Origin of the sequence: Thermococcus sp. EP1 (genome assembly GCF_001317345.1) — an archaeon.
Taxonomy (GTDB): Archaea; Methanobacteriota_B; Thermococci; order Thermococcales; family Thermococcaceae; genus Thermococcus_A.
Genome location: NZ_JXCG01000008.1, coordinates 32,226 through 50,612 on the forward strand (window position 1 = coordinate 32,226; position 18,387 = coordinate 50,612).

The 18,387-nt window shown below is 39.2% G+C and carries 23 protein-coding genes; 9 read left to right on the forward strand and 14 right to left on the reverse strand.

Going from position 1 to position 18,387, the window contains the following annotated elements; genetic code table 11:
- Positions 1–75: 75 nt before the first annotated feature.
- From EP1X_RS07420 to EP1X_RS07475, 13 genes are all read right to left on the reverse strand, one after another.
- Positions 76–267: a 30S ribosomal protein S27e gene (locus tag EP1X_RS07420; protein ID WP_172672613.1), complete on the reverse strand. Its 192-nt coding sequence runs from the start codon at positions 265–267 to the stop codon at positions 76–78.
- 17 nt (positions 268–284) lie between these two features.
- Complete coding sequence (locus EP1X_RS07425) at positions 285–563, reverse strand: 50S ribosomal protein L44e (RefSeq protein ID WP_055283224.1); 279 nt, start codon at positions 561–563, stop codon at positions 285–287.
- A 147-nt stretch (positions 564–710) separates the two neighbouring features.
- Positions 711–1,298 (reverse strand): lysine exporter LysO family protein, encoded by a 588-nt coding sequence (locus tag EP1X_RS07430; protein WP_055283226.1) that lies wholly within the window; start codon positions 1,296–1,298, stop codon positions 711–713.
- Complete coding sequence (locus tag EP1X_RS07435; RefSeq protein ID WP_055283228.1) at positions 1,295–1,534, reverse strand: LysO family transporter; 240 nt, start codon at positions 1,532–1,534, stop codon at positions 1,295–1,297. Before EP1X_RS07435 ends, EP1X_RS07430 begins: the two co-directional genes overlap by 4 nt.
- 38 nt (positions 1,535–1,572) lie before the next feature.
- On the reverse strand, positions 1,573–2,409 hold the full coding sequence (locus EP1X_RS07440) for an aldo/keto reductase (RefSeq protein WP_055283230.1): 837 nt from the start codon (positions 2,407–2,409) through the stop codon (positions 1,573–1,575).
- Positions 2,387–2,758, reverse strand: a complete 372-nt coding sequence (locus EP1X_RS07445; protein ID WP_055283231.1) for an iron-sulfur cluster assembly protein — start codon at positions 2,756–2,758, stop codon at positions 2,387–2,389. The genes EP1X_RS07440 and EP1X_RS07445 overlap by 23 nt, the downstream gene beginning before the upstream one ends.
- A gap of 5 nt (positions 2,759–2,763) precedes the next feature.
- A complete protein-coding gene (locus EP1X_RS07450; protein ID WP_055283233.1) occupies positions 2,764–3,084 on the reverse strand; it encodes a hypothetical protein in 321 nt (106 codons plus the stop codon).
- Between the two features lie 59 nt (positions 3,085–3,143).
- Positions 3,144–5,045, reverse strand: a complete 1,902-nt coding sequence (locus tag EP1X_RS07455; protein WP_055283235.1) for a molybdopterin-dependent oxidoreductase — start codon at positions 5,043–5,045, stop codon at positions 3,144–3,146.
- 9 nt (positions 5,046–5,054) lie between these two features.
- Complete coding sequence (locus EP1X_RS07460; RefSeq protein WP_055283237.1) at positions 5,055–5,615, reverse strand: hypothetical protein; 561 nt, start codon at positions 5,613–5,615, stop codon at positions 5,055–5,057.
- Positions 5,616–5,646: 31 nt separating this feature from the next.
- Positions 5,647–6,396 carry a DNA polymerase sliding clamp gene (locus EP1X_RS07465; protein ID WP_055283239.1) on the reverse strand — a complete coding sequence of 250 codons (750 nt, stop codon included), beginning with the start codon at positions 6,394–6,396 and terminating at the stop codon, positions 5,647–5,649.
- A 2-nt stretch (positions 6,397–6,398) separates the two neighbouring features.
- Entirely contained in the window at positions 6,399–6,569 is a 171-nt protein-coding gene (locus tag EP1X_RS10150; protein WP_172672611.1) for a hypothetical protein, read from the reverse strand.
- A gap of 11 nt (positions 6,570–6,580) precedes the next feature.
- Entirely contained in the window at positions 6,581–6,907 is a 327-nt protein-coding gene (locus tag EP1X_RS07470; protein ID WP_055283241.1) for a transcription factor S, read from the reverse strand.
- A 61-nt stretch (positions 6,908–6,968) separates the two neighbouring features.
- Entirely contained in the window at positions 6,969–7,418 is a 450-nt protein-coding gene (locus EP1X_RS07475) for an Lrp/AsnC family transcriptional regulator (RefSeq protein WP_055283243.1), read from the reverse strand.
- A gap of 149 nt (positions 7,419–7,567) precedes the next feature.
- Here EP1X_RS07475 and EP1X_RS07480 point away from each other — a divergent pair, with 149 nt between their 5' ends.
- From EP1X_RS07480 to EP1X_RS07520, 9 genes are all read left to right on the forward strand, one after another.
- Positions 7,568–9,004, forward strand: a complete 1,437-nt coding sequence (locus EP1X_RS07480) for a sodium:solute symporter (protein WP_055283245.1) — start codon at positions 7,568–7,570, stop codon at positions 9,002–9,004.
- Positions 9,005–9,049: 45 nt separating this feature from the next.
- A complete protein-coding gene (locus tag EP1X_RS07485; RefSeq protein ID WP_055283247.1) occupies positions 9,050–10,090 on the forward strand; it encodes an ornithine carbamoyltransferase in 1,041 nt (346 codons plus the stop codon).
- Between the two features lie 11 nt (positions 10,091–10,101).
- Positions 10,102–11,277 (forward strand): YgeY family selenium metabolism-linked hydrolase, encoded by a 1,176-nt coding sequence (locus tag EP1X_RS07490; protein WP_055283249.1) that lies wholly within the window; start codon positions 10,102–10,104, stop codon positions 11,275–11,277.
- Positions 11,278–11,311: 34 nt separating this feature from the next.
- Positions 11,312–12,334, forward strand: a complete 1,023-nt coding sequence (locus EP1X_RS07495) for a PLP-dependent cysteine synthase family protein (protein ID WP_055283251.1) — start codon at positions 11,312–11,314, stop codon at positions 12,332–12,334.
- Between the two features lie 37 nt (positions 12,335–12,371).
- Positions 12,372–13,622: a threonine synthase gene (locus tag EP1X_RS07500; protein WP_055283252.1), complete on the forward strand. Its 1,251-nt coding sequence runs from the start codon at positions 12,372–12,374 to the stop codon at positions 13,620–13,622.
- Between the two features lie 202 nt (positions 13,623–13,824).
- A complete protein-coding gene (locus EP1X_RS07505) occupies positions 13,825–15,228 on the forward strand; it encodes a hypothetical protein (protein ID WP_055283254.1) in 1,404 nt (467 codons plus the stop codon).
- Between the two features lie 397 nt (positions 15,229–15,625).
- On the forward strand, positions 15,626–16,105 hold the full coding sequence (locus EP1X_RS07510) for a flavodoxin domain-containing protein (RefSeq protein WP_055283256.1): 480 nt from the start codon (positions 15,626–15,628) through the stop codon (positions 16,103–16,105).
- Between the two features lie 138 nt (positions 16,106–16,243).
- Positions 16,244–16,705 carry a hypothetical protein gene (locus EP1X_RS07515; RefSeq protein ID WP_055283257.1) on the forward strand — a complete coding sequence of 154 codons (462 nt, stop codon included), beginning with the start codon at positions 16,244–16,246 and terminating at the stop codon, positions 16,703–16,705.
- 45 nt (positions 16,706–16,750) lie between these two features.
- The gene (locus tag EP1X_RS07520) at positions 16,751–17,539 is read left to right on the forward strand and encodes a 4-phosphopantoate--beta-alanine ligase (RefSeq protein WP_055283259.1); all 789 of its coding nucleotides are present in this window, start codon (positions 16,751–16,753) and stop codon (positions 17,537–17,539) included.
- Here EP1X_RS07520 and EP1X_RS07525 read toward each other — a convergent pair.
- On the reverse strand, positions 17,536–18,264 hold the full coding sequence (locus EP1X_RS07525; RefSeq protein ID WP_055283261.1) for a helix-turn-helix domain-containing protein: 729 nt from the start codon (positions 18,262–18,264) through the stop codon (positions 17,536–17,538). The genes EP1X_RS07520 and EP1X_RS07525 overlap by 4 nt on opposite strands.
- Positions 18,265–18,387 lie beyond the last annotated feature (123 nt).

Consider the following 18,387-nt stretch of genomic DNA (forward strand, 5'->3'; position numbering starts at 1 on the left):
TCCCGAAATTTTATCCCACTAATTGGTAGCTATTATAAGTTTTTAAGGTTTTGGAGAAAAGATTGAGAAAAGAAATCACTCAAGAACCTCAAGTATTTTAGCCTTTATAATACCTCTACCACCAGCAGGCTCTACCAGAGTAGAGCCACAAACTAAACAGCGGACTTTTGTAGCAGGATTGCTGAAAACGATTTGTTCGTTTCCACAGTCAATGCACTTGACCCTAAGGAATCTTGATCTTGGCATGGGGATAAGGTTCTTGGGAATTGCCATCTTTTCTCACCTCACACGAGTTCAAACTTCTTCACTCTAAATCCTTCTCCTCTTGTGTGAGCCTTTCCGCACTCTGTGCACCTGTATCTCAAATCAAGCTTCTTTACTGGTTTCTCTCTTCCAGCGGGGTTTGGCCTTGGGAAACCTTTGTAACCCTTAAGAATTCTCCTGAATCTCCTTTGACCTGCACTAAGCTCACTTCTAGGCCTCTTCTTGACCTTTTCTACTTTGTGAATCGTGTGCTTTCTACAAAATGGACAGTATGTTCTTATTTGCTTTGGATACTTCATTTTTCCACCTCCCTCGTACGCCCGGTAGGTTCCTTCCCGGACACCCCCGAGCATGAACCCATGACAGTTCGAGAACCCTTATGTTGAACCCTTTAAAACGTTTTTGGAAGTATTCTCAAGAGCCTCACTAAGAACAAAAAGTATCTCTTAAAAAAGCTGAAGTATAAGCGGAATTAGAAATGGAGCTACTGCGGTCAAAATAAACCCATGAACAAATGCCAAAAGCGTTATCTCTGTGCCTCCAAACTTTGCCATTATTGGAAGAGTAGTATCCATTGTCGTGGCCCCTCCCATCACAATTCCAACTTCTCTTGGGATTTTCTGTATGGCAATTGGATAAAAGATTATGGTAAGAATCTCTCGAGTTAGGTTTGCAAGAAAGCCTATCACACCATAAACCGGGGAATACACAGCCAAAAGAGGACCCGTAAGGGAGTACCACCCAAAACCAGCTGAAATCCCTAAAGCCCACTTCAAAGGTATTCTCAAAAGCAATGATGCTAAAAAGCCACCAAGTAACGAACCTATAACTGTTGCCATTGGAAGTAAAAGGGCCATCCTGCCAAGTTTCTTAAGTTCTTCTCTAAGGCCTTTACTTTTACCTATGTCCATTCCAATGATAAATATCAAGAGGTAAAGCATGATCTCATATAAGTTTCCAAAATCAAAAGTAGTGGTTTTTCCAACAATCATGCCCAAAATCAGAGATGCTAAGACAAAATAAAGAAAGCTCACCTTCTCACCCCCACAAGGGCTACAAATAAACTTCCCAATATCGTAAAAGAAGCAAATACTAAGGAATATATTAAAAGTCTAAATGCATCAATCTCAACCCTTCCCGCTTCAACCCCCATAAAGAAGATCAATAAGAGCAGGGCTATACTCATAGGCTTGTCCATGCTGAATTTAACTCTGTTTCTGAACAGATAACCTGCTAAGACTCCAATTATGAGCGGGATGAAGATGTTCATATCTTAGCCTAAAGTACATAATAGTAATAAAGTTAACGTTACACACATTTTAGGAGTGCCTCATAATCCTCCCTGCTAAGCCTCCATCCCATTGCACCAAAGTTTTCTTTGATATGAACTTTATTCGTAGCTTTAGGGATGGCAACTACATTTTCTTTCCATATAAGCCAGTTTAAAGCAACTTGTGCAGCAGTTTTGCCGTATTTAGCCCCCATCTCACTTAGGCATCTATTCCTTGCAAGACTTCCTTTTTCAAGCGGAGTATATGCCATTAGGGTTATCTTCTCTCTTTTCATATAGTCCAAGAGGCCACTATGTTCAGGCCTACGGTCTCTAAGAGAGTATTTAACTTGATTTACCACGATTTCATGTTTTTTCATAACCTCTTGACTCTGTTTGAGAAGATCCAAGTCAAAATTACTGACCCCTATATACCTTATTATCCCCTCATCTACAAGTTCTTCCAATGCATGAAGTGTCTCTTTTATTCTCTTAAAATCATCTATAGGCCAGTGAAGGAGGTACAAATCTATGTAAGTACCAAGTCTCTTCACACTTGCTCTTGCTGCCCTTTTAGCACTTTCATATCCAAAGTGGATGGGCCAGATTTTGCTTACTATGAAAATATCTTCTCGCTCAAACTCTTTAATCGCCTCACCAACAAGTTCTTCACTGTGGCCAGAGGCATAAAACTCAGCAGTGTCTATGAGATTCATGCCAAGTTCGAGACCATACCTCAATGCCTCAACGTTTTCTTTATCCCTTGAATAATCCGGGCTTTCCCAGCCTCCTACACCCCATGTCCCCATCCCTATGGCAGTGACTTTATCGTCACCTATTTTCTTTAAATCATTAAAAGGCTGCATTCTTTTCATCTTTCTCCCTCCACTCTTCAAGCAAAAGGCCGATTTCATTATACACCTTCACACTACTAAAGCCCTTATCTCTCAACACGTTGACAATATCTTTGATAATTCGCTTTTGTACATTCATAGCTATGGCCTGACAAAAGTGACACTCTGGAGTACTCCTCGCTAAGAAGAGCCACACCATAACGTTCTTACCTTCAACTGTAATACCATATACCAGTCCTTCATCTACTATGTTAAGCTCAGTTTCAGGATCTTTTACTTTTTTAAGTTCTTCTACTACCTCTCTAACTTCAGGGGGAAGTTCCTTAATTCTTCCTTTAGGTTTCTCTCTAATAAAGTCTAAAAATCCCATCTCTTTCACTTCTTCTCAAATTTTGCGAGTAAATTATTCCCCATATCGTATATATAGACTCGTGAAAACTTTACAAGGGCAAAGCGCTCCATTATGTCGCCTATTATTTTTGAATGTGCTATTGCAGCCCCACCTATCATATTATAGTAAGTGTTACTTTCCACCGCCAGCCATATCTCAAGAGTTTCCTCATTTACATTCAACCCCGCTATAAGCCCAGCATCAAGAAGGTTCATAGTACTTATAGGGTCGATAACAGTGCCAAGCTCCTTGAGAACTTCTTGATACTCCTTCGGATACTCTCGATCTTTTCTGTAAACTTTCATTTTATTCACCATTTCGAATTTAGAAACTATCACATAAAAACATTTTTGGACAAATATGACTACTGGATCTTTCTAACCTCAACCCAAGTTGAGTGATAAGCCGATCCATTACCGTATCCCTCTACAGTCTCATCCGTTGTAAGAAAGTTTACATTCCATCCAAGTATCTTGGCCCAGAAGGCTTTGTAAAGGAGAGCAACGCCCTCTGGAATGTCTTCACTTAGTTTTACCCTTGTTCTTATTCTCCCATTCTCGTTAAATATCTCTACTTCGTCATTTTCATGTATATCCCTCTCCTTAGCATCTTTTGGATTCATATGAAGATATGGATCAATTATATTGTATGTATTATGATACTGGCTTGTTATGGTCATCTTCCAAGTTGGGCTAAGGAGTTGAAGTCCTTTCCTTCTCCTCGATTTGTATTCCGGAAATGGAGACAAGCCTCTATTAAGTGCTCTTTGAGAGTAAAACTCAATTTTTCCACTTGGAGTATTGTATGTTCTTTCTTGTAAAGGAATTTTAACAAAACCTGCTTTTCTAAGCTCTTCAAAACGTATTCCATTGATTTCCAGAACTTTTTTAATGACCTCTTCATCAGTCTCATAGAGGTGAGGATTCTCTATTCCTAACGCCTTAGCCAACAATCTTGTGACTTCACTGTTGCTCTTTCCATAAATCCTCATAACTGGTTCATTAAAGGCCACATACCTATGGTAATAAGAATCTGCAATATCATATCGTTCAAAGAACGTATTCGCTGGAAGAACAACATGAGAATAAAGGGCAGTGTCAGTAAGAAATATATCATGAACCACAACAAAAACATTATTATCTTCTATAGCCTTTCTCAACCGATTTTGATTTGGAAGGGAAGCAAATGGATTTGAATTATACACATAAAGGAATTTTATTTCTCCATTTTCAATATATTCAGCGAGCTTCATTTGAGGAATTTTCCTAGCAGGTTTCGTACGGAGAAATTCTCCCTCAGCATAACTCTTATCAATGGTCTTCATGTCATAAATAAAGCCAAACTTATGACCAACAAGGGCCGGAAGTATCGCAATTGCCCTTATGGCCTCACCACCACTAAAAGATCGTTGGAAACCATAACCAATGTGTATAACTCCCTTTTTCTCTGCGTATTCAAAAGCAAATTCCTCAATTCTTTCCTTCTCAATCCCTGTTTCACCGCTTACAAAGTTCATATCAAAGCGATCCAGGTATTTTACAAACTTCTCAAATCCATAAACTTTTTCTCTAATAAATTCCCTGTCATATAATTCATTCTCTATAATGAGCCTTGCAACACCAAGGGCAAAAACCACATCCGTATTGGGCCTAATTTGAAAGAACTTCTCACATCTCTTTGCAGTCTCAGTCTTTATAACATCCACAACCCACTTTTCAAGACCATATTTCTCAGCAAGCATGAACCCATGAAGGTTCGTCCATACTGGATTTATGCCCCAATAAACTATGAGCTTTTGATTTTTCAGCTCCTCTGGATCCATACCAACGGCCGTCCCATAAACATCCTTCAGTGCCTCTTGACCAGCCCTATCACATATCCCATAATCGAGCATTGAAGTGTTAAGATAATGAAAGAGACGCAATGGAAAGGCATAATTAACGACTCCACGATCTCCAGCATAATTATACACTAAAACACTCTCACTACCATATTTGCGTATGATTTCCATTAAACGATTTGCGACAAGGTTTATTGCCTCTTCCCAGTTAGTTTCTTTAAAATCTTCTGTCAAATCTCCCCTAATAAGAGGAGTTTTAAGTCGATCCTTGCTATGAAACCACTTGGGGAGTAATGCACCCTTAGGACACAAAAAACCCTGTGTTATTGGGTGAGAGGGATTTCCCCTTACTCTCAACTTTCCTTCATGGATCTCACTTATTATTGAACATGTGTCATAACAGTCCCGCATACAGACGTTAAACATCCGAAACACCTAGTACGATATGGATATCCTTTTAGCTGCTTCTCTCTGAACCAATATATGTCCAACCGTTCTAGGGAGGGTTACAAGATCCCCTGCCTTAAATGGCCCGTACTCTCTTAAACGTTCATCTAGGACCTTTGGAATATCCTGGAGAAGAATATAAGCGTTGAAAATCCTTCTATCGCTCGTGACCTCCACTTCTTTTGTTTCCTCTATTGAGACTTCTTCTTCAAATGCTGGTATTTCCTCTCTATGAATAAAGGCCATAATAACAGAGAAAAGCTTCTTCTCATCACTAATAAGGTTAAACGGGCGTCCCTCAAAAGCCATGTCAACTATTTTGTGGAGTCTAATCTTGAGAATCTCCTTAACCAACTTCTCCGCAACGCTTAGTTCCGCCAGGTAAAGTTGTTCATCGACTTCTTCCCCTCTCTCCTTGGAGGATTCTGCTCTGAGCTTTAATGCTTTTATAAGACTATCAAACTCTTCATAAAAATCATCATCTAACAAAGTCAACTCTGTTGATGACAATTCCATTTCTAGAAGTTCTCTAAGCTTCCCTAGATCCAAATTGATCACCTAAAAAAGATATTAAAAAGGATCATTCCTCAACACGAGGAGCCAACAGGAATGTGAGTCTTCCTTCATCTCTTATTGGGTAGTCCATCTGAAGAGGCATTTCATTTCCGAACTTGAGCACTACCTCATCTGCTTTGCCAATTCCCTTGACCATGTCCGCGAGATAACTGACACCATAAGCACTTTTGGTTTCTTCTTCCACATTCAAGTCAAGCAAACCCTCGTCTTCAAGAGTGAGCTTGATTTCGACTTCTTGGGTTTCTCCCTCTGCTTTCATAACAAACTCATTCTCCTTTGCGAGGAACTTAATACTATCACTGACGAGGGAAGCATCTTTTACAGCTTCCTTGAGCACCTCTCCCAGTACCATAGCCCTAGCTGTGAATGGAAGTTCTGGCAGTTCAAGTTCTAGTTCTTCAACCTCAATTAAGGGGAGTCTAAAAGTCCTTTTTGCAGTCCCCTCAAGAGTAACCTCAAGAAAGTTTTCCTCTCCTTTTCTAAGAACAAGAATGTCCTTACCCTTTCCTCTCTTGAGAATTTTCTTGAAGTGATCCATGTTAACTCCTACAGTCTCCTCCCCATCGATATCATACTTACTAAATATGCCAGCAGGAAGATTGAGATCAATCAGAACTACTCTACTTGGATCCATTGCTCTCATCGAGATTCCTTCTTCAGTAACTTTGAATGCAGCTTCATCGATTAAGTTGCTTGCTGTGTCAATCAAGCCTGCGAATTCTTTCGCTCCATCAAAAACTATTTCAAATGGCATCTTCACCCCTCCATATCATTGAGAATTTTAGCCATCAACCTAACTCTTTCTTTACCTCTCAATAAATAAGTTTTTCCATTATTCACATCAGGTAACCTCTTATAAGCTTCGTCTAATTCCTTTAAAGCTTTTTCTACAAGGCGTTTAAGCACTTCTATCTCAAGTTCTCTCATATATGCCACCGTTATTCATAACTCCTCCAAGTGTACCCACACTTTGTACATCTATAGAAAATCGTTGAAGGCTCATCTCCTGCTCTAGTCTGCAATTCCCACCAATAAGCCTCATTATTCCCACATTTTGGACATGTAACTTTAGCCTTTGGAAGTGTGGCAACGTCTTGTTCTATCACTGGGATGTCTTCTCTTTCATGTTTAATGTTCTGTTTTATCTTATATCTCTCAGCTGTTTCTGGGTCAAGAGGCTCCTCATAACCGCATTTTCTACAAATAAAAACTCCCTTCTTCTTGTTTGGCAGCATTATGCTCCCACATTTTGGACAGAATTTCATTATTTTCACCCCCTAACCTAAGACAAGGTTGTAGGGATTGGAATAAAAAGTTTTGCCATGGTTAAAACCAAGCCTCTGGATTCTTATAACTTCCAAGAACTACATGGGTTATCACGTTTTCTATTTCTGGATAATTATTACCCAACATATGAAGGAAGTCGTTTAGTTCATCTACATTTTTGAAGTATGCCCTCACAATTAAGTCCGTATCTCCTGTAATCTCCCATACATCCTCTACATGAGGTAATTTGTACAACTTTAGTGCCACTGGTCTAGGGAGACCTCGCTTAACTTTAAGCTCTAAAAGAACTTCCAGTTCATATCCGAGCTGTTTATGATCCACATCTATTGTAAATCTTTTAATGATACCATTCTCAACCATTTCTTGAACTTTGTTATAGCAAGTTACGCTGGTAGTATTACACTTTTTTCCTAGTTCTTTATAAGTTGCTCTGGACTGTTTATAGAGTTCTCTAAGTATCCCCAGATACAATTCGTTAATATTCTTCACATAACACCACCTTGACAAAACTATATCTCTAATTTTATTTAAAATTTCCGATTTTTGTTTAATATTATTAAGCAAACTTGTGAAAATAATTAAATAAAGTAAGAAAGAAAACTAGGTGATCCTTGTACTTGTAGTAGGAGGAATGTGCCATGTTGCCCGCTATTGTATATGTTATAGTAGTATTATATCTCCTAACATTGTTAGGGATAGGCCTATATTCCGCGAGGCTAGTAAAAACAGATATAGACTTTATGTTAGCCGGAAGACGACTGGGACCAATACTTATTGCTGGAACTCTTGCTGCCACTGAGGTAGGTGGCGGAAGTTCAATGGGTGTGGCCCAAAAGGCATTTACTGATTGGGGATTATCCTCCGCATGGTACGTCCTGACAATGGCAATAGTATTTATCATCTTGGCATTCTTAGCACCGAAGCTACGTTCTACAATGGTTGCTACCGTCCCTGAGTTCTTTGCAAAAAGATATGGAAAAGAAAACCACATATTGACAGCCATAGTATTGTTGCTACCAATGATAGGACTCACAGCAATCCAGATCATGGCTTCAGGAATTGTCCTCTCAATACTTCTAGGAATCGATTTCAAGATTGCCGTTCTTATCATGGGAGCAGTAGCAGTCTTTTACTCTGTAATGGGCGGCCTATGGAGTGTGACATTAACTGATATTTTCCAGTGGGTCTGTGTAGTAGGTGGAATCATTGTTGCAGTTCCATATGGACTAAAAGTAGTAGGTGGATGGGATACTTTAACCTCAACCCTAGAACCATGGAGATTTAGCATAACTGCGGGAATAGGTTGGGAAACTATAATAAGTCTAACAATAATGTATCTTGCCAGTTTTACAGTAGGGCAGGAATATATACAAAGATATTTTGCAGCCAAAGATGATAAATCTGCAAAAACAGGTTCAATCATTGCTGCCATAACTTACTTTATCTTTGCATGGTTCCCAGCAATTTTAGGACTTATAGCCTTAGCTTACATAAAGATGGGACACACAATCCCATACATTGACCAATACGGAACTAGATATGTCCTTCCTGGTTTTGCTGTAGTTGCATTGCCCCCTGTTCTATTGGGTATTCTCTTTGCAGCATTAGTCTCAGCGACAATGTCAAGTGCAGATTCTGATCTTGTTGCTGGAACTGCTATTTTCGTCAATGATATTTACAAACCTTACATCAATCCTAATGCTACACACGAAGAATTAGGAAAAGTATCAAAGATAGTAACAGCTGTCTTAGGTATACTCTCAATACTTGTAGCCATGTTCAAAATAAATGTAATAGTCAAGGTACTCATGTTCTCATTCTCATTCAGAGCTGCCGGAATATTTGTGCCATACTTAATGAGCCACTATTGGGACAAAGGTAGCCGGATAGGTTCATTCATTGCAATATTGCTCGGCAGTTTGGTAGTGGGACTAGATGCTCTAGGAATAATCTCATTTGGGAAATGGGGAGCTGTTATCCCTGGTATAATCCTAAGCTTTATAGCTTTTGTTGTTTTTAGCTATATTTTCCCCGACAAACAACCTAAAACTTTCCAAGAGGTCTTCCAAACTTAATCTTTTTTTCTTTATACTTATAAATTAGACTTGGAGGTATGAGCAATGCACTTGAAGAATTATCTCTCAGATTTAAAAGGAAAAGATTTGATAACCACCCAAGAATGGAGTATAGATGAAATTAAGGCAACGATTGAACTAGCTAGGGAATTAAGAGAAATATATGAAAAAAATAACGGCAGGATTCCATGGAATTTCTTAGATAAGAAAACATTCATAATGTTATTTTATGCCTCCTCTACCAGGACGCGGTCAGCTTTTGAAACCGCAATGACTCTCTTAGGAGGTCATGCGCAGTTTATAACAAGCTCAATGACAAGAGAAGGTGAGGGCGAGAAACACAAAGACATAGCAAAAATGTACGAGATCTATGGGGAGGGTATTGGTATCAGATTGCTCGATCATGCTATTGATTTTATATATGGAAGAGGAAACAAAGTTCTTAGAGAATATGCCAAATATGCAGATGTTCCAATAATAAACATGGCTGATGATACTTTTCACCCCACACAAGCTATGGGAGACTACATGACTATAGAGGAGAAACTTGGAAAATTACAAGGCAAAAAATACGTATTAATGTGGGCATATGCCCCGGTTCCAAGAGGATACTGCAGTATTAACTCTGAAATGCTACTGGGTACTAGACTGGGAATGGATATAGTGGTGGCCCATCCTCCTGGCTTTGAGTTACCAGAAGAAATTGTTAAGATGGCAGAAGAAAACGCCAAGGCCAGTGGAGCTTCATTAGAATTCTCTAACAACTATAAAGAGGCTTTAGAAGGTGCACACGTAGTATTTCCTAGGTCCTGGATTTCACAAAGAATGGCAAGAGAAGGATATTCAAAATTCTGGGAAGAAGAAAGAAAGATTTATGAAAAATACAAAGATTGGAAACTTAAAATGGAAGATCTCGACTTAATGGATCCCAAAGGAATAATAACCCACGTATTACCAGTTTTACGTGGGCATGAAGCTGATGATGAGGTTATGGATTCTTCTAGATCGGTCATTTATGAGCAAGCTAGAAATAATCTCTTCGCAAAAGCTGCTGCCTTGCTTCAAACATTAGGTATAGTCGAATGAGGTGAGAGAGTATGTTAACTGAAAAACAACAACAAGAACTAATCGGTATTTGCCAAGAGCTGATAAGAAGACCTAGCCTTTCTGGAGAAGAGGATAACGTTGCAAAGTTCATTAAAAAAACAATGAACGAGCTTGGTTACGATGAGGTTTGGATTGATGAGTACGGCAACGTAATAGGAAAAATCGAAGGAAAAGAAAAAGGAAAGACCCTCATATTTGAGGGACACATGGACACAGTTCCAGTGACCAATCCCGAGGATTGGAAACATGATCCTTTTGGAGCAGAAATTGAGAATGGAAAAATATACGGACGGGGAACATCGGATATGAAAGGAGCCCTTTCAGCAATGGTCTATGGGGCCAGTTTAATTCCAAGGGAGAAAATAAAGGGAGATATCTACGTAGTTGGCGTAGTTATGGAGGAGATTTTCGAGGGAATAGCCTTTGGAAAAGTTCTTGATAAGATCCCAGCAGATTATGTGGTGTTGGGTGAATCAACAGAGCTCAACATCAACATTGGACAGCGGGGAAGGGCCGAAATAATTGTGAAGACAAAAGGAAAGCCAGCTCACTCTTCAAACCCTCAGGTGGGTGTTAATGCTGTTTATAACATGCTTCCTTTAATAGATGGAATAAGAAAACTCCCACTTCCATCTCACGAATTCTTGGGAGATGCAATTATCGAGCTTACAGATATTATATCAAAACCATACCCCGGCGCCTCAGTTGTCCCATACGAATGTAGAGTCACCTTTGATAGGAGATTAATAGTAGGAGAAACTGAAGAAAGCGTTTTAAAACCCATAAAAGATCTTATAGAAGAGTTAAGAGGCAAAATACCAAAGTTTGAGGCGGAGGTTGAAATTGCAACAGGAGAAGCTACGACATATACTGGAAAGCAAATTAAGGCTAAACGCTTTTTCCCCGCTTGGTTATTGGAAAAAGAGCATGAACTGGCTAAGAAGTCCTTAGATGCTGTTAATAATATTGGAATTCCTGCAAAATTCTCAAAGTATTCCTTCTGCACTGATGGAAGTCAAAGCGCTGGTATCAGAGGGATTCCCACAATTGGATATGGACCCTCAAAAGAGAGCTTGGCTCACGTGACGGATGAGTATATTGAGATAGATCATCTCATAAAGGCTGCAGAGGGATATATTGCCATAGCAAATGGCCTTTTGCGTTAAACCCCTATTTCATGAATTATTTGGAGGTGGAAAAATGGTAGGTAAAATAGCCAACAGCCCGGTTGATTTAATAGGGAACACTCCTATTGTAAGACTTTCTAAAATAGATAAAGACTATCCATTTGAAATATGGGCAAAATGTGAATTTATGAACCCCACTGGTAGCGTGAAAGACAGAATGGCTTATTACATGATAAAAGAGGCCGAGAAACAGGGAAAACTAAAACCTGGAATGACCATAGTAATAGCCACAACTGGAAACACAGGAATAGCCTTTGCTGCATGGGGAGCTTATTTTGGTTATGACGTGCTAATAGTCATGCCTGAGGAAATGAGCTACGAAAGAAAGCTCCTAGACATGCTCTTTGGTGCTAAGTTAATTTACACTCCCGGAGGAGAAAGTGACGCTATGGGTGCATTAGAATATGCGAAAAAGCTTGAGAAAGAAAATCCTGACAAATATGTGGCATTAGATCAGTGGGATGACGAAGCAAACTTCAAAGCTCATTATGAAACCACAGGGGCAGAGATAATAGAACAACTCGGAGCAGACACTATAAAGGGATTCGTAGCCGGAGTTGGCTCAGGAGGAACATTAGTAGGTGTTGCAAAGAGATTGAAAGATGCCAACCCTAAGATAATAACTGCAGGAATGGAGCCTGCGGAATGTCCAACGGCCGAAGGATGGTTCAAAAGTGGGGAACTAGGAGCTTGGGGAAGACATGAAGTGGAAGGAATTGGAGATGGATTTGTCCCAAGTCTAGTTGAGAAGTACAGAAAGTATCTGGATGACTGGGTTACCGTGAGCAGTGATGAAGCAATTGAAATGGCAAGAAAGATAGCCAGAACAGAAGCTCTTGGAGTGGGCATCTCCTCAGGAGCAAATGTAGTAGCAGCAATAAAACTTGCAGAACGGCACAACTTTGGAGAAGGAGATAGAGTTGTCACGATTCTCCCGGACTATGCCGCAAGATACTTTAGCACCAGACTATTCCTAAAGAGAAGGTTAACAACAGAAGAGCACGAAAGAATGCTAGAACTGGCCAGAGAAGATTGATTTCTACTTTTAATTTTTGTATCTTGGAGGAAGCACGATGTTTGTGGAAAAACTTGTGTGCTCAAAGTGTGGATCTGAGTTTTCTCCAGCTTCTTTATACTTCAGCTGTCCAAAATGTGGGGAAAGGCTGGACATTTTTTATGACTATAACAAGATCTCAGAGATTATCTCTAAGGATAAGCTTAGGAAGAGAGTCCCAAGCGTATGGAAATACATAGAACTCCTACCAATCCATGATTCTTCAAAAATCGTCTCTCTTGGAGAAGGAGGCACTCCTCTAATAAAATCAAAAAGACTCGCTAAGAAATTGGGATTAAGAGAACTGTATATTAAAGATGAGACCAGAAATCCCACTGGAAGCTTTAAAGATCGTCCAATCGTGGTGGGAATTAGTAAGGTAAATGAATTCGGGATAAAAAACGTTGTAACTGCATCAAGCGGGAATGCTGCCGCTTCATTGGCAGCATATAGTGCAAAATTGGGCTTAAACTGTGTAGCTTTCGTACCAGAAAACGCCCCTACAGAAAAAGTCTCTCAACTACGATTATATGGAGCTATGGTAGTGAGAGTCAAAAGGAATGGCTTCTTGGGAGACCCTACCGTTAAGATGATGGAATTAACTCACAAAGAATTTGGATGGGCCCCAGTTCCTAGTTTTGGAAAGTTCAACCCATACCAGATGGAAGGGCCCAAAACAATAGCCTATGAAATTTCTGAACAGCTGAACTATCAGGTGCCAGATTGGGTCTTTATTCCAGTCGGAGGAGGGGGATTATTTGCAGGAAATTACAAGGGATTTAAAGAGTTTGAGATATTGGGGTTCATTGATAAGATACCCCATCTCGTAGCAATACAGGCTGAGGGGTGTGCACCTCTAGTAAAAGCATGGAGAGAGAAAAAGCCCCTTGAAACATGGGAAAATCCAAAAACCGTTGCAGGTGGTTTAGCAGATCCATACACATGGGATTGGGACTTAGTATTTAAAGGGCTGAAAGAAAGCAAAGGTATTGCGGAAGAAGTTAATGATAATCTCATTTTAAAGGCACAAAGACTCTTAGCGAGGTATGAAGGAATTTTTGTAGAGCCGAGTGGAGCAGCTTCCTTAGCAGGCTTACTTAGGATGCTAGATGAGGGCCATGTTGACAAAGGAGATTCTATTGTAGTTGAAGCCACAGGTACAGGTTTCAAGGACCTAAAATCGATATCTAGTTATACTGAGGAGGTTCCAATAATAGAGCCCTCTTTGTCATCATTAACGCATGCACTTGAGAAGTATAAGCTCAGATAAGCCTTTCCTTCAATATTTTTGAAAATTTACCATTCATAAACCTAGGAGGCTTTTATTCAAATACTTGAGTATGCTCCTTGGCTTTTTCTTCTCAAGTTCTGTCATTTATGGTGAGAAAGAAATCAGAGTTCCATCATACACAACACACTACGATGAAAACCAATAAAAAATAAAATACAATAAAGAGTGTGGAAGTGAGGATATGGATATCGAAAAATACAAGAGAATAAAAGAACTCACTGTAAAAAGTTTTAGAACTCTTGAAAATGAATTAAGGGTAAGGGTAAATGACTCGAATAAGGAATTAGTCTTCCAGTTAAAGAAAGTTGTCAATCCAAAATCCTGTGCTAAAGTTCCTGTTCATAATTGGTATTACCTAAAAGAGAGTTATTCCCCCGCCTTAATAAAAAAGTTAATAGAGAGTGAGATTATTAGAAAACCAGAGAAAAGACTTCTGGATCCATTTATGGGAGCAGGAAGTTCTCTCCTAGGTGCTCAATGGCTTGGAATTCCTTCCATTGGAGTGGACATTAACCCATTCTTCTGTTTTCTCGTGAAAACAAAGACAAAATGGCATGAATACGACTTAAAAGAGATAAAAAATTTTGTAGAGGAGATTAAAAAACTTGATACGTCAAAAAAAGCAGAAATTGATCCCCCAGAACTTTCAACTTTCAAGAGAATATACGACAACGAAACACTTAATGAATTACTGCGTATCAAAGAGTTAATACTTAGCGAGGCTGAAAGAAAAGGTGCCGAATTCGATTTTAAGGCTTGTGAGTGGAGAGGAGACATACACTTCAATCTTTACTGGCTTGCATTTGCCTCAATTTTGGAGGATTCTTCTCTTGCTAAAAAAGATGGAAAGGGCCTTAAAATTGTTAGAAAAGAGCCAAAGGGAAGACCTAAAGAATTATTTATGTCCAAACTCAAACAAATGTATCACGATATAAAAACAATAAAATCCCAACTTTATCCACACAGAAAAGCTGAAGTGGAAGTTATAAATGGGGATACAAGAAAATTAAAGGAAATTCCTGATAATTATGTGAATGCGATTGTGTTCTCGCCTCCTTACTGCAACACTTTTGACTATACTGAAGTCTATAAGGTAGAATTGTGGATGCTCGATTTTGTTAAGAATTATGAGGAATTTAGGAAACTAAGAAATAGAACTCTCAGATCCCACAATCTATTCAATTCAGATGAGATTAAGAGATGGAAACAAGAGAAAGATGGAAAGTGGAGGAGTGGAGTTCTTGAAGAGATTATTGAGTTTTTAAGAACAGAGAGACTGTGGAGTCCAATTATTCCAGATATGGTTCAAGCATACTTTGATGACATGTACATTGCAACAAAAAACTTTTTCAGAATAATGGAGGAAGGAGATGTTGCAATTGTTGTTGGAAACTCGGCTTATGCTGGAGTGGTAATACCCACAGATTTGCTCCTCATGAAAATGGCTCAAGAACTTGGTTTTAAGCCAAAAGCAATTTATTTCGTGAGAAGACTTGGAACCAGCTCACAGCAACTTAAAATCTTGAAAGAAGCACATATTAGAGATTTGTTGAGGGAAACAATAGTTGTGTATTCAAAAGAGTGATTTCCATGTTGAGTTCTCTTTTGTAGAGCTTATTCTTAGAGCGAAGAGAAAGTAAGTAGTAAATTATACCTTCAAATTTTTTAGATTTATCAAAAAGCTTATATCCCCATCTTGACAAGAATGTAACAACAAAGAGTTAGTAGACCTCTTAGAAGGCCTCATTCCAAAAAGGCCGAATGGGATTTATTTCAGGTAATTTGCCAATGATGAGTGTCATCCCAGCCGATGGAAAGATGACGACGTTTTATCCCCACCTGAGGTGCCCTCAACTATGAACCCCTCCTTTTAAGGGGGGAAGAATAGAATTATCATCTAAATCTTTGGAACATTTAGATATATACCTCTTTCTAAGAAAGCCCTATAAAATTAAATTCCAATTAATCAGTTAGGTGAAGTAATGAGAATCTGTATCCTCTACGACACTAAAAGAGGCTCAACTGAGAAAGTGGCCCTTAAAATAGGTGAGGCCCTTAAAGAAAAAGCAGAGGTCAAAGTAGAAAGAGTGAGTAATAGTTTCAAAGTAGAAAACTGTGACCTAATTATAATTGGGGCACCAATTTACTATGAAAGGCCACTTCCAAGTGTTATAAACTTCATCCGATCAAAAAATGGGCTTGAAGGCAAAAAAGTTGCTATCTTCATTCTATGTATAGCGGACAAGTTCGGAGAATTTGGAAAAAAGTACACCGAAAAGCGGTATATGAGGTTAATGACCAATCCAATCAAAGGAGAAATAATAGCAAGGAAAGTCTTCGACGGCTGGATACTAAATGAGAACCCAAAAACCCTAGAAGATGCAAAACAATGGGCTCTACGGGTACTAAAAGCATTTCAAACTGAAAAGATCATCGCAGGAGTAGAGCACCCCAATGAGTGATAACGGTTTTTGCTAACTTGAAAAAGATCACATTCTCAGGCTAACCTTAATAAACCTAGGACTTATCCAATATTAGACAACCCAAGACACCTTGTACTGCTCCATGGGATTGGGATATGTTTCAACTGAGGTGATTTCATGTTTGGCTTTTTAAGAAAAAAGAAGAAAAAATACGGAATCCCAATATACGTAAGTGAACCCACCATTATTTATCATACTCAAACTGAACGGGCCGCTTTAAAGATTATAGAAGAAAGACTAAACTCCAATAACTTTATACTTCCCTCTGAATATGGATTAAAACCTACTCACCACATGATAAAAGATGCAGAGATCTTTGTCGCTATTGGTATAGTTGGTAAATTTACTTCCTTGGTTGTGAGAGAAATAAAAACTGCTCAGGAACTAAAGAAAAAAATATACACCCTAAACGTTGCTAGAAAAGGAAACGAGATTTATTATGATTTCTTTGAGGGAATACCCGAAGATATGGAATGGTTGAATGAAGAAGAAACCAACCAACTCTACGAAGACTTCAGAGGGGAGGAGTTCTCTGGATTTATGAAAATATTTCTGGGAGATAGAAGAAGACAGTGGTAGTTAACCTTATTATACACCCCTACTAATTTTTTCTGGGTGAAAAACATGGTAAAAATTCCCAAAAGCCATCCGAGATATTGGAGTCTTTACTACAGAGAAAAGATCATCGAGGGCATGGAAAAGGGCATGACCGCTAAAGCTGGCTTGATAGCCCATGGAAGGGGAGAGGCCTTCGATTACCTAATTGGAGAAAAAACCATAGAACCGGCTGAGAAAGCCATGAAGGCCGCAATTGCAAAACTCCTTCTAGCAGAATACCCGGTGGTCTCAGTAAATGGAAATGTTGCAGCTTTAGTCCCTAAAGAAACCATAGAACTCGCGAAGGCACTAGATGCAAAACTAGAAATAAATCTCTTTTACAGAACAGAAGACCGTATTAAGGCAATTGCAGAAGAGTTGAGAAAGCATGATCCCAATGTAGAACTTCTTGGCATAAACCCCACTAAAAGGATTCCAAACCTAGAAAGTGAGCGAGGCAAAGTGGACGAAAATGGGATATGGAAAGCCGATGTTGTAATTGTACCCTTGGAAGACGGTGACAGAACTGAGGCATTGGTTGCTATGGGCAAATTTATCATAACAATCGACCTAAACCCCCTCTCAAGGAGTGCGAGAATGGCAGATATAACAATAGTCGATAATATTGTAAGGGCATATCCAAGGATGATCGAACTGGCTAAAGAAATGAAAAAGCTCCCGAGAGAAGAGCTTGAGAAAATAGTGAAAGAATACAATAACGGTCAGATTTTAAATGAAGTACTCTTGCATATAAACTCCAGACTAGAAAAGCTGTCTAAGGAAGGAGTTTGGAGAAAAAAGGAACTCCCAACCTAGCCTTTTTCACTCTTTTCGACAAGTGCCCTTAGATTTAGAATAAGTTCATTTTCGTCTTTAACGTGTGAGACTACTAGTGGCACCCTTTCTCTTTCAGCTATTTTTACCGCAAGTTCATCGAGGTTTTTGACGCCATACAACACAACTACAGCGGGTTTTAGTCCTTGTACCCTTATTGCTATCATTGGGCTTCTTCCAGTAGTAACTTTTGTGAATATTAATGCCCTCTCTGTGGTCCACCCATAGAGTTTTAGAAATTCGTCACTGCTCATTTCAAGTATAGCTTGAATACTATCTATCACTGTGTAGCCGTAAATCTTCCTACCAAGTAAATCTTCATTAGCGACAACTTCTCCTTTTACTGCCTTCAATATGTCTTTTACCGTGACAGGAAAGGCAAACTCTCTTATATCAAGAATAGCATTAGTGGGTAGGTCACCGCCGATAGTCCGACTGAATGCTCTTATAACGTTTCCTCCACGTTTTTCATCTATCACTAGAAGAGCTTCAACAAACTTTCTAATAGTTGATGCTCCAGGACTTTTTCTTCGTCCACCTTCATAATCACTAATTACCGAAGAAGACACCCCTAAATGCTCTGCAAGTTCAGTTTGACTTATACCAAATATTTCTCTCCATTTTCTCATGGTTTTTCCAGGGTCAGAAGATAAAGTTATTTCCCCCGCAATTCTCTTGGCCAAAGCTTCCTTCTCTTTCTCCAACATAGTTGATTCCTCACATTAATTTGTTATAAGTTTTTCGGCAATTGCCTATAGAAGGGGGTAATAACCCGCCCGAGTTCATCGACTCCGCCTTCGGCGGTACTCCCCGGGCAATAAAGATTGGAA

Bases quoted from the DNA above. Each gene is read 5' to 3' on its own strand.
- EP1X_RS07425 (WP_055283224.1), bottom strand. From the start codon at position 563: ATGAAGTATCCAAAGCAAATAAGAACATACTGTCCATTTTGTAGAAAG.
- EP1X_RS07435 (WP_055283228.1), bottom strand. From the start codon at position 1,534: ATGAACATCTTCATCCCGCTCATAATTGGAGTCTTAGCAGGTTATCTG.
- EP1X_RS07440 (WP_055283230.1), bottom strand. From the start codon at position 2,409: ATGAAAAGAATGCAGCCTTTTAATGATTTAAAGAAAATAGGTGACGAT.
- EP1X_RS07445 (WP_055283231.1), bottom strand. From the start codon at position 2,758: ATGGGATTTTTAGACTTTATTAGAGAGAAACCTAAAGGAAGAATTAAG.
- EP1X_RS07450 (WP_055283233.1), bottom strand. From the start codon at position 3,084: ATGAAAGTTTACAGAAAAGATCGAGAGTATCCGAAGGAGTATCAAGAA.
- EP1X_RS07455 (WP_055283235.1), bottom strand. From the start codon at position 5,045: ATGTTTAACGTCTGTATGCGGGACTGTTATGACACATGTTCAATAATA.
- EP1X_RS07465 (WP_055283239.1), bottom strand. From the start codon at position 6,396: ATGCCATTTGAAATAGTTTTTGATGGAGCGAAAGAATTCGCAGGCTTG.
- EP1X_RS10150 (WP_172672611.1), bottom strand. From the start codon at position 6,569: ATGAGAGAACTTGAGATAGAAGTGCTTAAACGCCTTGTAGAAAAAGCT.
- EP1X_RS07470 (WP_055283241.1), bottom strand. From the start codon at position 6,907: ATGAAATTCTGTCCAAAATGTGGGAGCATAATGCTGCCAAACAAGAAG.
- EP1X_RS07480 (WP_055283245.1), top strand. From the start codon at position 7,568: ATGTTGCCCGCTATTGTATATGTTATAGTAGTATTATATCTCCTAACA.
- EP1X_RS07485 (WP_055283247.1), top strand. From the start codon at position 9,050: ATGCACTTGAAGAATTATCTCTCAGATTTAAAAGGAAAAGATTTGATA.
- EP1X_RS07490 (WP_055283249.1), top strand. From the start codon at position 10,102: ATGTTAACTGAAAAACAACAACAAGAACTAATCGGTATTTGCCAAGAG.
- EP1X_RS07495 (WP_055283251.1), top strand. From the start codon at position 11,312: ATGGTAGGTAAAATAGCCAACAGCCCGGTTGATTTAATAGGGAACACT.
- EP1X_RS07500 (WP_055283252.1), top strand. From the start codon at position 12,372: ATGTTTGTGGAAAAACTTGTGTGCTCAAAGTGTGGATCTGAGTTTTCT.
- EP1X_RS07505 (WP_055283254.1), top strand. From the start codon at position 13,825: ATGGATATCGAAAAATACAAGAGAATAAAAGAACTCACTGTAAAAAGT.
- EP1X_RS07510 (WP_055283256.1), top strand. From the start codon at position 15,626: ATGAGAATCTGTATCCTCTACGACACTAAAAGAGGCTCAACTGAGAAA.
- EP1X_RS07515 (WP_055283257.1), top strand. From the start codon at position 16,244: ATGTTTGGCTTTTTAAGAAAAAAGAAGAAAAAATACGGAATCCCAATA.
- EP1X_RS07520 (WP_055283259.1), top strand. From the start codon at position 16,751: ATGGTAAAAATTCCCAAAAGCCATCCGAGATATTGGAGTCTTTACTAC.
- EP1X_RS07525 (WP_055283261.1), bottom strand. From the start codon at position 18,264: ATGTTGGAGAAAGAGAAGGAAGCTTTGGCCAAGAGAATTGCGGGGGAA.